This window comes from Salipiger marinus, assembly GCF_035481585.1.
Lineage (GTDB): Bacteria > Pseudomonadota > Alphaproteobacteria > Rhodobacterales > Rhodobacteraceae > Salipiger > Salipiger marinus.
This window is the reverse complement of record NZ_JAYKSL010000042.1, coordinates 1-14624: the sequence shown is the minus strand read 5'-3', so window position 1 is coordinate 14624 and position 14624 is coordinate 1. Positions and strand designations below refer to the sequence as shown.

15 protein-coding genes are annotated in these 14624 nt (G+C 57.1%); 9 read left to right on the top strand and 6 right to left on the bottom strand.

Annotated features, from left to right (window positions below; translation table 11 throughout):
- The 3 genes from tnpB to sugE form a co-directional block, all read left to right on the top strand.
- Positions 1–182: IS66 family insertion sequence element accessory protein TnpB (gene tnpB, locus VK682_RS26200; RefSeq protein WP_324782876.1), on the top strand; the 182-nt coding region annotated here is incomplete at its 5' end.
- A gap of 69 nt (positions 183–251) precedes the next feature.
- Positions 252–1955, top strand: a complete 1704-nt coding sequence (tnpC, locus tag VK682_RS26195; RefSeq protein WP_065331082.1) for an IS66 family transposase — start codon at positions 252–254, stop codon at positions 1953–1955.
- A 32-nt stretch (positions 1956–1987) separates the two neighbouring features.
- Positions 1988–2317: a quaternary ammonium compound efflux SMR transporter SugE gene (sugE, locus tag VK682_RS26190; protein WP_017467358.1), complete on the top strand. Its 330-nt coding sequence runs from the start codon at positions 1988–1990 to the stop codon at positions 2315–2317.
- A 59-nt stretch (positions 2318–2376) separates the two neighbouring features.
- Here sugE and VK682_RS26185 read toward each other — a convergent pair whose 3' ends face one another.
- The 3 genes from VK682_RS26185 to VK682_RS26175 form a co-directional block, all read right to left on the bottom strand.
- Positions 2377–2718, bottom strand: a complete 342-nt coding sequence (locus VK682_RS26185) for an endonuclease toxin domain-containing protein (protein ID WP_065331081.1) — start codon at positions 2716–2718, stop codon at positions 2377–2379.
- Between the two features lie 15 nt (positions 2719–2733).
- A complete protein-coding gene (locus VK682_RS26180; protein WP_007120576.1) occupies positions 2734–2862 on the bottom strand; it encodes a hypothetical protein in 129 nt (42 codons plus the stop codon).
- A 258-nt stretch (positions 2863–3120) separates the two neighbouring features.
- Positions 3121–4494, bottom strand: a complete 1374-nt coding sequence (locus tag VK682_RS26175; RefSeq protein ID WP_040701702.1) for an aspartate aminotransferase family protein — start codon at positions 4492–4494, stop codon at positions 3121–3123.
- Between the two features lie 551 nt (positions 4495–5045).
- Between VK682_RS26175 and VK682_RS26170 the strand changes: the two genes are divergently transcribed.
- The 6 genes from VK682_RS26170 to VK682_RS26145 all read left to right on the top strand — a co-directional run bounded on the left by VK682_RS26170 (position 5046) and on the right by VK682_RS26145 (position 12036).
- On the top strand, positions 5046–6008 hold the full coding sequence (locus VK682_RS26170) for a helix-turn-helix domain-containing protein (RefSeq protein ID WP_065331080.1): 963 nt from the start codon (positions 5046–5048) through the stop codon (positions 6006–6008).
- Between the two features lie 87 nt (positions 6009–6095).
- Positions 6096–8123 (top strand): hydantoinase/oxoprolinase family protein, encoded by a 2028-nt coding sequence (locus tag VK682_RS26165; protein WP_007120579.1) that lies wholly within the window; start codon positions 6096–6098, stop codon positions 8121–8123.
- 4 nt (positions 8124–8127) lie between these two features.
- Positions 8128–10083: a hydantoinase B/oxoprolinase family protein gene (locus tag VK682_RS26160; RefSeq protein ID WP_209058340.1), complete on the top strand. Its 1956-nt coding sequence runs from the start codon at positions 8128–8130 to the stop codon at positions 10081–10083.
- 83 nt (positions 10084–10166) lie between these two features.
- Positions 10167–10907: an ABC transporter ATP-binding protein gene (locus VK682_RS26155; protein WP_007120581.1), complete on the top strand. Its 741-nt coding sequence runs from the start codon at positions 10167–10169 to the stop codon at positions 10905–10907.
- Positions 10907–11641, top strand: a complete 735-nt coding sequence (locus VK682_RS26150; RefSeq protein WP_007120582.1) for an ABC transporter ATP-binding protein — start codon at positions 10907–10909, stop codon at positions 11639–11641. The genes VK682_RS26155 and VK682_RS26150 overlap by 1 nt, the downstream gene beginning before the upstream one ends.
- On the top strand, positions 11638–12036 hold the full coding sequence (locus tag VK682_RS26145; RefSeq protein ID WP_227511481.1) for an ABC transporter permease subunit: 399 nt from the start codon (positions 11638–11640) through the stop codon (positions 12034–12036). Before VK682_RS26150 ends, VK682_RS26145 begins: the two co-directional genes overlap by 4 nt.
- 13 nt (positions 12037–12049) lie before the next feature.
- Here VK682_RS26145 and VK682_RS26140 read toward each other — a convergent pair whose 3' ends face one another.
- The 3 genes from VK682_RS26140 to VK682_RS26130 all read right to left on the bottom strand — a co-directional run bounded on the left by VK682_RS26140 (position 12050) and on the right by VK682_RS26130 (position 14504).
- Positions 12050–12856, bottom strand: coding sequence for a nucleotidyl transferase AbiEii/AbiGii toxin family protein (locus VK682_RS26140; protein WP_227511480.1), 807 nt, complete (start codon positions 12854–12856; stop codon positions 12050–12052).
- On the bottom strand, positions 12846–13676 hold the full coding sequence (locus tag VK682_RS26135) for a type IV toxin-antitoxin system AbiEi family antitoxin domain-containing protein (protein ID WP_065331078.1): 831 nt from the start codon (positions 13674–13676) through the stop codon (positions 12846–12848). Before VK682_RS26135 ends, VK682_RS26140 begins: the two co-directional genes overlap by 11 nt.
- A gap of 246 nt (positions 13677–13922) precedes the next feature.
- Positions 13923–14504 carry a plasmid pRiA4b ORF-3 family protein gene (locus VK682_RS26130; protein ID WP_227511479.1) on the bottom strand — a complete coding sequence of 194 codons (582 nt, stop codon included), beginning with the start codon at positions 14502–14504 and terminating at the stop codon, positions 13923–13925.
- Positions 14505–14624: the final 120 nt, after the last annotated feature.

Below are 14624 nucleotides of genomic sequence, written 5' to 3'. Positions count from 1 at the left end.
CTCTGCGTCGAGTGCGGCTGCATTCTCTCGCAAGGTACAAGCGCTTGGAGCGGGGTCGGTTTGTCTGGCCCACGGCCAGCGAGGGTAAAATCAACCTGAGCCGCGCGCAGTTGGCCATGCTGATGGAAGGCATAGACTGGCGCATGCCGCAGAAGACATGGCGGCCCGCGATGGTGGGCTGAGGCAATGTTTTATGGGCTTTCTTGCTGTTTTGGGATTCCCCCTGATGTCCGATTTTGCTATGGAATGGCATGCGTAAGACCCCTCCAAATCTGGCTGATCTGCCACCTGACGTGCAGGCCTTTGTAGCCGCACAAGCGGCGGAACTGGCCCGTAAGGATGCGGAGTTGTTGGGCCAATCGTTGAGCCATGCCTCCGCCCAAAAACGCCTCAAGGATGAGATGGAAGCCGCCCTTGCTGCCGAGCGCACCGCCCATGCGCGGGCCATCCAGAGCCGAGATACCCTCATTGCTGATCTGCGCTTGCAATTGCATGGTCACAAAAAGCACCGCTTTGGGTCAAAGTCGGAAAGCAGCGCGCAACTGGCGCTGGAACTGATCCTCGAAGAGTTGGAGATCGAGCAAGCCGCAGAGACTGAAGGTGATGGTGAGGGCCAGACGTCTTCCGAGGCAGACGTCCCAAAGCCGCCGCGCACCCCGCGCAAACGCAAGCCTTTCCCAAAGGGGCTTAAGCGGGTCAAGAAGACCATCACCCCCGGTGAGACCTGTGAAGACTGTGGTGGCCGCTTCAGGGAGCTGGGAACAGATGTTCTGGAAGAGTTGGAATATGTTCCAGGCCATTACATCGTCAATCAGATCAACCGCCCGCGTTTGGCCTGTAGCTGCTGTGACAAGGTGGTTCAGGCGGAGATGCCAAGCCGCCCCATCCCCAAGAGCTTTGTGGGTCCCGCGCTGATGGCGCATATCCTGTGCTGCAAATACGGCTATCACCTGCCGCTCTATCGCCAAAGCCAGATGTTTGAGAACGAAGGCATCGACCTGAGCGGATCGCTCATGGCCCTCTGGGTGGGCAAATGCACCAAGCTGCTTGAACGCGTGGCAGATGCCATCCGTGACCATGTGTTTGAGGCACAAGCCATCTTCATGGATGATACCACGGTCAAGCTGCTCCAGAAGGGCAAAGGGCGTGGCAAAAACAAGAGCAAAACCGCACGGCTATGGGTCTATGCCCGAGATGAGAGCGCCTGGTCCGGGGCCGCGCCACCCGCCGTGTGGTATCAGTTCTCCACCAACCGAGGTGCGGAACACCCGAGCGAACATCTCAAATCCTACACGGGCTACGCCCATGCGGACGCCTATGCAGGCTATAACGATGCCTACCGCACGGGGCGCATCAAGGAGATGGCCTGTATGGCCCATGTGCGACGGGAGTTTTATGCCCTGTATGAAAGCCTGAAGCTGCCTGTGGCGGGCGAAGCGGTCTTGCGCATTCGAAAGCTCTATGACGTTGAAACACAGGCACGGTTCCTACCACCCCATGAGCGCGTGGCCCTGCGTCAGGAACTCGCCAAGCCCATCTTTGATGATCTGGAGATCTGGCTCAAGGAGCAGTTGGGTAAAATCTCCGGCAAGACGCCACTGGCTAAGGCCATCCGATATGCCCTCGCGCGCCTGCCAAAGGCACGGCCTTATCTCGACAACGGCTTCTTGGAAATCGACAATAACACAGCCGAGCGGGCAGTGCGTCCTGTGGCCGTTGGAAGAAAGAACTACCTCTTCATGGGGTCAGAGGCAGGCGGCAAATCCGCAGCAATCGCCTATACTCTCATCGAGACCGCAAAGATGAACAACGTCAATCCCGAAGCCTGGCTCGCTTGGGTGCTCGAACGCATCCAGGATCATCCCGTCAATCGCATCCCCCTGTTGCTACCTTGGGCATCTCAGGGCATGATCAACGCGCAGAATGCTGAGGTCGGGGATCAACACGCCGCCTGATCAAACTTTTCATTGACGCCTATGGAGGTAAAATGGCTTGGGTTTACTTGTTCTTTGCGGGTCTTCTTGAATGTGGGTGGGTAATTGGTCTGAAATACACTCAAGGCTTCACGAAACTTCAGCCATCTGTCCTGACCGTGCTCGCAATGATCGCAAGCTTCTGGCTCTTGGCTGAAGCAATGAAAGACATTCCCGTAGGTACTGCATATGCCGTTTGGGCAGGTATTGGGGCTGTGGGCGTTGCTATTATTGGAATGACCATCTTGGGAGAGCAAAAAGACTTGGCTCGTGTCGCCTGTCTTCTCTTGATTGTTGCTGGGATTGTTGGGCTGAAACTGGTCGGAACCACGGCCAATCATTAGCGCCGAATGACAATCAACGAGCTGCTATGATCACAGTGCAGAGGGGCTTCCCTGGATGCTTACAATGCGGATACACTTTCGAGGAAATGCTCGGTCAGCATGACATTGACATCTACCATGTCGAGACATTGCGGGAGCTGGCCGAGAAGTTTGTAGATGAAGGGCTTTACGGTGAAATCCCAGAGAGCTTGCAGTATTACTGTTTCTCCTACGACACCCCCTCCAAACTTGTCGATCTGATCAATATAGCGCTTCAATGCACCAAAGATACGGCTGGGCCGGTCCGCATATCCCGGCGCGCGGGTTTCGAGCGTCTTTGCGCTTGTGGCAAGGCCTCGATCTTCGTCGAAGAAATCGAACGTCTTGAAGTTGTCGGGCGTGCGCTCTCCCAAACCGCCCAATCGTTCCAGGTGATCCTACCACGGTCCACCCTGCTCCCTGATCGGCCCGCCCCAGGTGAGGCCGGAGTTTTCGATGACGTCCCAGTCAGGATCAGAGGGCAAGCGGCGCGCCTCTGCCGCCTCATGCAGAAGCGCGTCGCGCATGTCGTCCGCGTCCTGCGCGTCACAGCTCGGCCCGCGCCGCCGCAACGCACCAAAGCAACGAAGAGGCCGTCAACAAGAACGGAGTCTCGCCGGTCTGAAAGCCGCTCAGCAAAGGTTCACCCGAAGAAGCTCTTGGTTGAACGAGATTTGTAAAGATCAGCTCGCGTGACAGGCGCCACCCGGAAAATGTGTAGACAGGCCGACCCAAGTTTTTCCCGGATGGGAAAGGGTAAGAGTTCTGGCTTGTCGTTCCCCTGACTAGGCGGCCCCGTTTATGTCTGCGGCCAGTTCCTCCAGACTCTTTTTTGTGATCTGGATGATTTCTCGCACGTCATTCGCGCCCACTATCAATGGCGGACAAAATGCCATCGCGTCTGTCATATTACGTGAGATGAGGCCGTTGCGCAGCATGATTGCGTTCATTTGGGCGCCGAGTTTTCCAGGGGCAAAATCGCCTGATTTACCCTCTGGGGCGATCAATTCAAGTGCGCCTATGAGGCCAATGCCACGTGCCTCTCCAACGAGAGGGTGGGACGTCAGGTCGGTCAATCCAGCTTGCAATTCTGCACCGCGTTCGGCGGCATTGGCCACAAGATCGCGCTCTTCGATAATCTTGATGTTTTCCAGCGCTACGGCTGCGCCGACGGGGTGGCCACCGCCCGTATAGCCATGCCCCAGAACACCGATGCGCCCGCTTTCGTCGGCGATTGGCTGATAGACCCGATCGTTGATCATGAAAGCCGAAAAGGGGAAATAGCTGGAGGTGATCTGCTTGGACATGGTGAGAATGTCGGGCTTTATGTCAAAGGTTGTAGAGCCAAACATGTTGCCCGTGCGGCCAAAACCGCAAATCACTTCATCTGCGATAAGAAGGATATCGTATTTCGCCAGAACCGCTTGGATTTTCTCCCAGTAGGTCGCCGGAGGAACAACAACACCGCCCGCGCCCATGACAGGCTCGGCGATGAATGCGGCTACAGTTTCGGGGCCCTCTGATTGGATCATATCATCAAGATCTTGGGCACAGCGTGACGCAAAAGCTTCTTCGCTTTCGCCGTCCTGACCTTCGCGCCAGTAGTGCGGGCAAGTGGTGTGCAAGATGCCCTCCATCGGCAGATCGAAGGACTTGTGGTTATAGGGCAGACCCGTCATCGACGCGGCTGCGACTGTCACGCCGTGATAGCCGCGCAGGCGCGAGATGATCTTCTTTTTCTCGGGCTTGCCGAGCGCGTTCGAGCGATACCAGACCATCTTGACGATCGTATCGTTCGCCTCGGAGCCCGAGTTGGTATAGAAAACCTTGCTCATTGGCACGGGGGCTATTTCGATCAGCTTTTCAGCAAGATCAATCGCCGGACCATGCGAGCGGTGCGAGAAGTTGTGGTAGTAAGGCAGCTTTTGCATTTGCCGGCTGGCGACATCCACAAGGCGTTGTTCGTTGAACCCGACTGCCACGCTCCAAAGGCCGGACATGCCCTCGATATAGCGGTTGCCGTTTGAGTCGGTGACGTGGATTCCCTCGCCTGATTCAATGATCAGCGGACCAATTTTTTCATGCGCTTCGGCATTGGTATAGCTGTGAAAATGATAAGCGATATCACGGGCTTCGTCTGAATTTGGTCGCACATCCATGGCAGGCATCACTTCTTGTAAGTTGGCGTTTTTCACGCGGCAGGGGGCCGCGATTTGCCCTCAGTGCTATCGCCGCTTTCTTGCTTTTAGCAAGCAGTTTTGTTCCGAGCATCCTGTCTGCGGGCCAGCGAGGCCGCCCATTTGAAGCAGAAACGCCCGCCGGGATTTCGGTCGTGGTTTGAGGACACTTCCATCCTGTGATTCTGTTTGGATGCTTCGTTTTTTTGAAGCGCAGCGGCCGTGAATCTTGGGGAAAATGCGGCCCAATCCCGCTCAGGTTGTTGCCTTCGCAGCTTTCCGTTTCACAAAACCAAGACCCGATTTGGCGGTGTTCTCGCGCTGCAAATGGTTGGTAAAAATATGTTTTAGTTAGATATTTAGGATTTTCCAGGGCCTTTCTGGGCCCGATGAAAGAATCGCAAGTGCGCGAATTGACACGTGACACAAGAGTTTGTGCGTTTTTTGCCAAAGTGGTTGGCCGGAACGGTGCTACGATCATTTTAACACATGAGACAGTTGTGTTTTCGCCATTTGTGTTTTGGGGACGTTAGATGAATCAGAAGGACAAAACTGCAAACAAGCTCATGACTGCCACCCAGTGGCAGGCGGCTGTCTCAGATACGTTCTTTCCCCTAGAGACCACGATGGCGGATGACCAGTCCTTTTCAGGTGATCTCAATACTTGGAACCTCGGTATCGTCGGTCTGTCGCAGATGCGTTGCGATGGCATTCTCTACAAAAGGCACAAGCGGCACTTTCTGGACGAAGTTGAAAGCAGTCTGCTGATTACCATTCCAAGATTGGGGACGGTCGGCTTTGACCAGAATGCCCGCCAGGCGAAATGTTCACCGGGCGAGTTTCTGGTAGAACGGGGCGATTTGCCCTACGAGTTCTGGCATGAACAGACGAACGAGCTGTTGGTGCTGAAGGTGTCTTCCGAAAGCGTGCGGGCCCGCATCGGCCCAACAGACCGTTTGGGCGCGCTGAGTTTTGATGGCACAGCCGGCGTGGCCAGTTATTTTCTGGATACCGTCAAGACAACGGCGCTGCACGTCGATTTGCTTGATGAGCAGGCGCGCGCGGCCGCTGGCAAGCACATCCTTGATCTGCTGTGCCTCTCAATCCGCAAAGATGACCGTGTGCTGGACAGCGAAACCTCGACAATCCGCGCAGCACATCTGCACCGCGCAGAACAGTTTATCCGCAACAACCTCTTCAATGAGAATCTCTCCTCAAGTCTTGTGGCAGAGGCCTGCAATGTGTCGCAGCGCTATCTGCAACAACTGTTCTCGGAGTCGGGCAGGTCGGTTTCCGGGTTCATCCGCGAAAAGCGTCTGGTGCGCGCGCGCGAGGACCTGAGCGTCGTAGGGCCCATCACAATTGCCGAGATAGCCCATCGGTGGGGGTTTTCGGATCAATCCCAGTTTAACAAAGCCTATCGTGCGCAGTTCGGCTGCACACCGACCGAAACGCGCAAAGCCGCGCAGCAAGGCCAGAAGACGGCCCCTCCGTAACCCTTAGCTAAAACCGAAAACCCCCAAGTAGGGTCGGCTTTCGCCGGCGCCTTCCTGATGCCCTGTTGTCTTTTGAAGGATGTAGACATGAAGAACACAAGAGTTGCCGTAGATGTGGGTGGGACGTTTACCGACGTCGTCATTATGGACGAAACAACGGGTGCGATCCGCATCGAAAAGACGTCATCGACACCGGATGACCCGATGGTTGCCATTCTCAACGGGATTGATCAGGGCGGCATCGACCTCAGCGAGGTGTCGATGTTTTCGCACGGGACAACCGTGGCAACAAACGCGCTGATCACACGTAATTTGGCGCGCTCTGCGATGATCTGCACCGAAGGGTTCCGCGACGTGGTCGAAATCCGCCGGGCCAACAAGGAGGATCTGTGGGACACCTACAAAGATGTGGCCAAGCCCTACATCCCGCGTCGGGACCGTCTGACCGTCCGTGAATGCGTCGACGCGAACGGCACGGTTCTGGAAAAGCTGGACGAAAAAGAAGCGCTGCGCATCGCGCATGTTTTGAAGAAGCGCAAAGTCGCCTCTGTTGCTGTCTGCTTTATGAACTCTTACACCAATGGGGCCAATGAAGAGCGGATGCGAGACATTCTGCTGAGTGTGATGCCGGATGTGCCGGTGTCGATCTCTTCACAGGTCCTGCCGGAGATTTTTGAGCACGAGCGTTTCTCGACAACGATGGCAAACGCGGTCGTGTCGCCTTCGGTCGTTGATTATGTAGCGCGCCTTGAGGGTAAGCTGGCTGACGGCGGCTACGAACGCGATCTGCTGTTGCTGCACACGGGCGGCGGCGTGATGACCCCGGCCAGCGTTAAAGACTTTGCCGCGCGTCTGGCAGGGTCGGGCATTGCCGCGGGCGCGATTGCCAGCCGCTTTATTGGCAACCTTTGCGGGTTTGACAATTCTATCGGTTTTGACATGGGCGGGACCAGCACGGACGTATCCTTGGTGTATGAAGGCAAGTCGCGTGTCACCAAAGACTGGTATATCGAATATGGCTATCCGATCCGGTTCCCGTCGATCGAAGTGCTGACCATTGGTGCGGGCGGCGGATCTCTGGCGTGGAAAGACGAAGGCGGGTCACTGCGCAACGGACCGCAATCTGCGGGCGCCTTCCCTGGGCCTGCCTGCTACAAGAACGGCAATGAAGTGGCCACAAACACGGACGCCAATGTTGTGCTGGGCCGCCTTGGCACATCGCTCGCGGGGGGCAAGATTACCCTTGATCCCGCCCTGGCCGAAGCGTCGGTCAGAGAGACTGTGGCCGAGCCTTTCGGAATGGAGCTGCACGAAGCCGCCGAAGCCGTGGTTGCGGTTGCAAACGCAAATATGGCCAATGCGGTGCGTTTGCTGTCGATTAGCCGAGGTTATGACCCACGGGACTTCGCGCTTGTGGCGTTTGGCGGAGCCGGGGCGTTGCATGGTGCGGCAATTGCCAAGGAGTTGTCGATCCCGACTGTCATTATCCCGCCCAATCCGGGTGTGACATCGGCTCTGGGTTGCCTGCTGGTCGATATCCAGCACGACTTCTCAGACAGCTTCATGGCTGCTGCGGCTGATACCAAGCCGGAGGATTTGGAGGCCGCCTTCGAGCGGCTGGAGGCCATGGCCGCTGATCGTTTGAAGCACGAAGGCGTAGCGCCCAAGGACATTGTCATGCAGCGCACGGTCGAGATGATGTATCAGGGCCAATGGCGTGCCTTGGCAGTATCTGCGCCGTCCAAGGTCACCGATATTGAGGCCTTGATCGACGGGTTCCACAGCGAACACCAGCGCGAATTCAACTTCCGCCGGGATGACGCACCGGTGTCGATCTTCCGTGTGGGGCTGACGGCGACGGGTATGGTTCCCAAGGCCGAGCTGCAAAAGCACGAGGTGAGGAAGAACAAGCCCAAGACCGACAAGACACGCGATGTCTGGTTTGACGGCAAGGCCCACACGGCGATGATTTTCGAGCGTGAAAACCTGACCGCCGGTGCGACCTTTGATGGCCCCGCCATTGTCGAGCAGTTCGATTCAACCACCGTAATTCCGCCGAACACGACTGCTGAAGTCGATCAATACATGAACATTCTCATCCGAGTGCAGGAGTAATACTATGAGTGATTCAAAAGCCCTAGATCCCGTCACGTTTGAAGTTCTCAAGAACTCCTTCATCACATCCGTTGACCAGATGGCCGAGCAGATGCTGCGCACCTGTTACTCCTTTGTGATCTACAACCGAGACTTTTCTAACGCGCTGCATGATGCCGAAGGCAATTCGGTTGCGCAGGGCAACGATGACATCGCGGTGCACGTCGGCACGCTGCACTTTACCTGCAAAGACGTTATTCGCGTCTTCAAGGGCGACATGATGCCCGGCGATGTCTACGCGATCAACGATCCTTACGCAGGTGGCACGCACTTCAGCGATGTCCGTCTGGTGCGGCCGATCTTTGATGAAGACGAGCTGATCGGGTTTTCGCAGTCAAACGGGCACTGGTCTGATCTGGGTGGCTCTGTGCCCGGTTCGTTTGATGTGACGGCGAAAGACATGTTCCGCGAGGCGGTTCGGATCACACCTGTCCGGCTATTCCGTGCCGGCGATTTTTGTTCCGACGTTGCCAACCTGATCGCAAACAACACACGCGACCCCGCGTCGATTATCGGTGACATCCACAGCCAGGCACAGGCCACGCAGGTGGCCGAACGTGAAATCCTGCGGCTGGTGCGAAAGTACGGGCGCGAGCAGGTCAAGCAGGGCATGAACGAGGTGCAGGACTACGTTGAACGCGCCGTGCGCCAGCGTATTGCGGCGCTGCCCGACGGCACATGGAAATCCGTCGACTACATCGACCGGGACCCGTCAGGTGGCGAGGGGATGATCCCGATCCACATCAAGATGACAATCAAGGGTGATCAGATTCACTACGATTTCGAAGGCAGCCACCCGACGATTGGTTCGATGTACAATTCCGCGCCGGGAGCCACATTCTCGGCTGTCGTCGCGGGGATGAAGACCTTCTTTCCTGACCTGCCGTTGAACTCCGGCTTCTATCGGATGCTCTCTGTCGCTGCGCCGGAAAATTCGGTGGTCAGTGCCCAGTGGCCCACGGCGGTCACCGGCTTCCTGATGCCGTTTGAAAAGATCATGAACTCGGTTTTCGAGATGTGGTCGGAGATCATGCCGGAGCGCGCCATCGCCTGTGCATTCAACCTTGAATACCTGTTGGCGGGGGGCACGGACAAGCGGCGCGAGGAGGACTCTACATTCTTGTTCTACGAATGGCTCCCCGGCGGTTGGGGCGGACGGCGCGGTAAGGATGGCAGCGACGTCAACACAGCCTGCTTCGGAACCGGGCTCATGTCTCAGCCCAACGAAGGCAACGAGCGGGTCAACCCGACCCGGACGCTTGAATTTCAGATCAAAAAAGACAGCGCAGGCCCGGGCAAATGGCGCGGAGGGACAGGGGTGCAGAAAACCTCCCTGCTTCTGGAAAGTGAAAAATCCGTCATGTCCTATGTCTGCGACCGCGAACGCGCCGTCGTCTGGGGTGTTGATGGCGGTTTGCCCTCCATGCCGCATGGTCTGACCATCAAACGCGCCGGCTCGGACACGCACGAATGGCTTGGGTCTGTCTTCTCTGACTTCCCGATGTATTCGGGAGATGAGTTTGCGCGCCCGACCGCGGGGGGCGGCGGCTTTGGCGACCCACTTGAACGCAAGACAGAGGCTGTTCTGACGGATGTGGTGGATGACTATGTCTCTATCAAACGAGCCGCGTTGGACTATGGCGTTGTGATCAAAGAGATTGATGCGGACTTGTGTGAATATGAGGTCGATGAGGCCGAGACCGAGAAACTGCGGGCGCATATTCGTGAAAACCGCGTGGCTTGGGCCCGCATTGATCCTGAAAAGGTTGCCGAGATGTATCGCAAAGGCGAGATCGACGCGATGGACGCCGTGAGACGCTATGCGGTGATCCTGGATTGGGAAACCGGCGAGCCGCTGCCCAAGACGATCGAACAGTTCCGCGAGAGTTTCGAGCGGCGCAGCGTGGCGCACTGGACCTAGTGAGCATCACCAGGACCCACAGCCGCCATCGGTTGGCGGCTGTGGCGCACAACGGTCGGAACAGGAACGCGAAGGATAAGATTTTGTCATTGGAACTGGAATCAATCAGCGTTGCGTTTGGTGGCTTCAAGGCTCTGGATGACGTGACGATTTCGCTAAAGAAGGCGGAAATTGTCGGGTTGATCGGCCCCAACGGAGCAGGCAAAACCACCTGCGTCAACATCATCACAGGCTTTCAGGACCCCACGTCAGGCACGGTCATGCTGGATGGGCAGGACATCAACGCCAAAGCGCCCTATGACATTCGCCGCCGGGGTCTTGCGCGCACGTTCCAGGCCGGGCGCTTGTTTTCCGGGCTGGATGTACTGGACAATCTTGCAGTGACCGGGGTGGGCCTTGGCCATTCGCGGCGCGCCTCCGAAGACGAAGCGCTGCGCGTGTTGTCCTGGATGGGGGCCGGGCATCTTGCCGAACTGCCCGCAGCCGGGCTGCCCTATACGGACGAGCGCAGGGTCGGCATTGCGCGTGCGCTGATGTTTGCCCCCGATTACCTGCTGCTGGACGAACCCGCCGCAGGCATGTCCGAAACCGAAGCGGATGATCTGGCACAAATCATCAGGCGGATCGCGGATGAGCTGAACTGCGGTGTCCTGTTGATCGAGCATAACGTCGGGCTTGTCCTGTCATTGTCAAACCACGTCTATGTTCTGGACGCGGGCAAGATCATCGAAGAGGGCGACAAGACCGAGATCCTGGCCAGCCAGGCGGTACGCGAAGCCTATCTGGGCGCAGAGCATGCGCCAGAAAACATGGAGCACGCGTGATGTCAAAGCTGGGTGTTTTCGATGTCGCGGTTCGGTATGGCAAAGTGCCTGCACTGTCGGATGTTTCCTTTACTGTTCAAGAGGGTGAGAGGCTGTTCATCTCCGGGCCGAATGGGGCGGGCAAGTCCTCTCTGCTCAAGGCGATTTGCGGAGCCGTTGCCACGACCCATGGCCGCATTGAGGTGGACGGCGATGTGCTGAATGGCCGCTCGCCCGAAGCGATAGCGCGTTTGGGTCTGACTATGGTTCCGGAAGGCCGCGAGGTTTTCGGAACGCTGACAGTCGAGGAAAACCTGCGTGTGGGCACGGGCATCCGGAAGGACAAGGCGGCGATTGAAACGGATATCGACGGGATCTACCAGAGCTTTCCTATCCTGGGTGAGCGGCGGCATGCCAATGCCGGAGCACTGTCCGGCGGACAGCAACAGATGTTGGCGATCGGGCGCGGTTTGATGACCAATCCCAAACTGATGATGGTGGATGAACCTTCGCTTGGGTTGGCTCCGAATATTGTCGATCAGGTCTATGAAACGCTCGTCAATCTGCAGGCCGAACGCGGCTTGACCCTGATCATCGTTGAACAGAGCTCGGCCCGCGCGGCCCGGGTTGGCGGGCGCATGGTGTTGCTGCGCGGGGGTCATGTTGCCGGCGATGGCGATGCGGCAGGCTTTGCGGAAAGCGATCTGCTTAAGGAAGCCTACTTTGGGCAAAACCAGTCGGAGGATGCGACATGAACGCCGTTCCACAGCTGCTCTTTGATGCGCTGAGCCTTGGGGGCATCTATGCCATGGCCGCACTTGGGATTGCTCTGATCTTCGGGGTGATGAAACTGGTGAATTTCGCCCACGGCGAATACATCGCCTTTTGCGTTTTTGCATTGATTGTGCCCTCGACGGACGCAGTTGCCGTCATGTTCTTGGGCAAAGCGCCGGCGATTTTGCTGATCCCGCTGCTGCTGCTGATCGGCGCTGCAATCGCCGTCGCCTCCGAGTTCTTTGTCTTCAGGCACATGCGCAATGCCACGCCTGTGGCGATGATGATTTCATCTTTTGCCTTGGGGTTCGTGATCCAGAATACACTGCTGTTGGTCTACGGGAAGGCAACCAGATCGGTGACGCCAACCGGGTAGTCGAGGCGGATGTTCAGAAGCGTTTCGTCGCTGTTGCGGCGCTTGTTTTCCCTTTATGCAGGGTTCTCAGAAACCTCTTCGCGTCTTCATCCATGCGGGATTGGATGTCCGCGATCAGGCGGTCGCGCGTTGAGATCAATTCCGCAAGGTCGACGGATTCCTTCGTCATGCCCTCGAATTCCCTGACATAGGGCTGATCCAGATCGATCAGGTTTGGGTTCAGCAATTCGTGCGGCGGGCGTGGTGAACTCGCGACGTAGATCAGAAAAGTGCGGAACAACTCGTCCGTGAAGCCTTCATTCTCGTAGAGCAGCTTGACGTCGTAAAGGTCTCGCGGATGCTGGCGATCAAGGGCCGCATGGAGCTTGCCGCCGAACAAATCCTCGAAGGAAACGATGTTCATCGTCGCATATCCGAACGCCTCCTCGACGGCTTCGGAGACTTCGCGTTGTTCCGGATCATGCACGACGCCCCGGGTAACGGGGGAGGTTTCGATTTTGATTTCGGCTGTGCCGAGGCGGGCGAGCGCACGCGTGGCGCCGCCGCCACCCCCGGAAATGCGCTGCGCTTTGGCGCCGGTGATTCCGCTTTCGATGGCGGCGGCAATCCGGTCCATCGCGTCGTTGATCTCGACGAGGCTTTCGGCGCGGTCCTTGACAGGCAGATAGGTCAGATCGATGTCGACCGAGAGGCGCGGAAGATCGCGATAGAAGAGGTTGATGGCCGTCCCACCCTTGAGCGCAAATATTTTCTCCTTTGCGACATACGGCAGTATCCGCACGAGCAGCGCCACTTGGGCGACATAGTCCTCATGCGCCATGACCACGTTCCTTTCCTACAAACTCTTCGGGCACCATGATCCTGTAGCGCGGATGTATCTTGCCGCCTTTGACCAATGCGCGATCCCCGCTGCCGAGGTCGAACTCTTCCGGATCGAGTCGCTTGCGCCAGGCATGGTCGTGGCGGTCGGCGAACACGAAGAACAGGCGTTTGACCTTGATCTTCTTGCAACTGCTGAGCAGTGCCGAGAGGGTTCTCGGGCGCAACGTCGTCAGGCTTTCGAACGCCATGTCGAGGTTGTGAAAACTCTCTTGATCCGGCAACTCGTCCAGCGCCTCAAACACCGCGCGTTCCGGCGAAGACATCACCAGTTTCCAGTCCCAGGGCAGGGACGATGCTGTCTCGTCGGGATTCCTTCGTGCGCCATCGACACCCAATTCAAGATCGGAGAACAGTGATACGCTGCGTGTGCGGAGTTCGGCGTTGAGCGGCAGTTTTTCGAGCCAGTTGGGGATTTTTGAGCCGTAGAGCCAGACTGTGCTCTTGTCGCCGAGGGAGAGATAGTGCGCATAGCCTTGCAGGCCCAATGCCGTCACCCCGCCGATATGGACAGGGTAGTGCATGATGTGCTGGAGCGAGAGCAGGCAGGTCTTCCAGTCGAGCGTGTTCGTGGTGGCGTTGCCTGGTGCCGGGCGGCGGAAGACGCCGCGGCCAAGGCGTTCTAGCCAGCCGCGTTGGACATAGGCGTAGGACGAACGCCGGCCTATCCCGTGGTGCTCAAGCCAGGCGGAGTCCACGAGGAACCCCGTGGGAACAGCCTCAAGAAGGCTCTTTAGTTTTTCGTGTTCTTGTCCACTCATGCGCGACACAATGATATATTTTTAAAGAGGAGGCCACATGTTTCTGTGAAAACCTGTGAGATAGTCCGTCAAGGATCGACAAATTCTGGAATTTTCAAAGAGACTGGTGGTTGTCAACTCTGAAGCTCACCAGCAAAGCAGGGCGTGGATGCCCTCGGAGGGCTGAGAAGACATCCGGCCATTCGGATCGAACAGTCGAAGCTATGTGCCCCTGTCGAAGCCGCTGCGCCAAACCAGAGTCAGGTTTCACTTTCGATTGTGGCGTTCTTTTGCCCATACAAACATCGCACCGACGGCAGCATTGGCTTGCTGCACGCTGAACACTTCCGGTTCGAACGCGCCCGCCCATTGCTTTGTATCGCGATGTTCCGGGTGGTGTTTGTCGGTCAGCGCGTCGAGAAATTCTTCGTAAGAATAGGGCCCGCCACTATCCTCTGGCGGGCACGCTCGCTCTCCGGCAACACAGGCGGGGAAGTCCAGATCTGGTCTTCCGGTTGGTTTGCTAATCTTCTCAACGGTGACGAGATGCCGCCAACCATCGCCGAAATCATAAGTATATGTGAACTGACTGCCTTTCTTGACCAGCTCTCCAAGAGCAAACTTCTTTTCGTCCTTCCGGCCATCGTTTGGGTCCCAGCTGTCGTCACTTTCGTCGCGGGCCTCGAACCTGTCTTCGCCAATCTCGAACTCATGCAGATGATAGTCTTGCCAAGGCATAGCGCCCTGGAGAACGGAATGCAGGATGTCCAAGCTGATGTCATTCGGCACGAGGATCCGGCGCCAGATCGGTGGTTTGATGCCAATAAGTTCGATTTTCAGCTCAATCAAAGTGTGTTCCGCCTGTCTCAATGGCCCTGCCGTTCAAGTAATTTTTGATTCTTAAGCTGAAGCATTCAAGGGGAACATTGGCCCCTCCTGCCCTTTGGTCAGGACCGCGCCCTACTCGGT

Excerpts from the sequence above, each read along its gene's own strand:
- VK682_RS26165 (WP_007120579.1), top strand. The coding sequence starts at position 6,096 with ATGAAGAACACAAGAGTTGCCGTAGATGTGGGTGGGACGTTTACCGAC.
- VK682_RS26145 (WP_227511481.1), top strand. The coding sequence starts at position 11,638 with ATGAACGCCGTTCCACAGCTGCTCTTTGATGCGCTGAGCCTTGGGGGC.
- VK682_RS26175 (WP_040701702.1), bottom strand. The coding sequence starts at position 4,494 with ATGGATGTGCGACCAAATTCAGACGAAGCCCGTGATATCGCTTATCAT.
- tnpC (WP_065331082.1), top strand. The coding sequence starts at position 252 with ATGCGTAAGACCCCTCCAAATCTGGCTGATCTGCCACCTGACGTGCAG.
- VK682_RS26140 (WP_227511480.1), bottom strand. The coding sequence starts at position 12,856 with ATGGCGCATGAGGACTATGTCGCCCAAGTGGCGCTGCTCGTGCGGATA.
- VK682_RS26170 (WP_065331080.1), top strand. The coding sequence starts at position 5,046 with ATGAATCAGAAGGACAAAACTGCAAACAAGCTCATGACTGCCACCCAG.
- VK682_RS26180 (WP_007120576.1), bottom strand. The coding sequence starts at position 2,862 with ATGCGCGACGCGCTTCTGCATGAGGCGGCAGAGGCGCGCCGCTTGCCC.
- VK682_RS26150 (WP_007120582.1), top strand. The coding sequence starts at position 10,907 with ATGTCAAAGCTGGGTGTTTTCGATGTCGCGGTTCGGTATGGCAAAGTG.
- VK682_RS26135 (WP_065331078.1), bottom strand. The coding sequence starts at position 13,676 with ATGAGTGGACAAGAACACGAAAAACTAAAGAGCCTTCTTGAGGCTGTT.
- sugE (WP_017467358.1), top strand. The coding sequence starts at position 1,988 with ATGGCTTGGGTTTACTTGTTCTTTGCGGGTCTTCTTGAATGTGGGTGG.
- VK682_RS26160 (WP_209058340.1), top strand. The coding sequence starts at position 8,128 with ATGAGTGATTCAAAAGCCCTAGATCCCGTCACGTTTGAAGTTCTCAAG.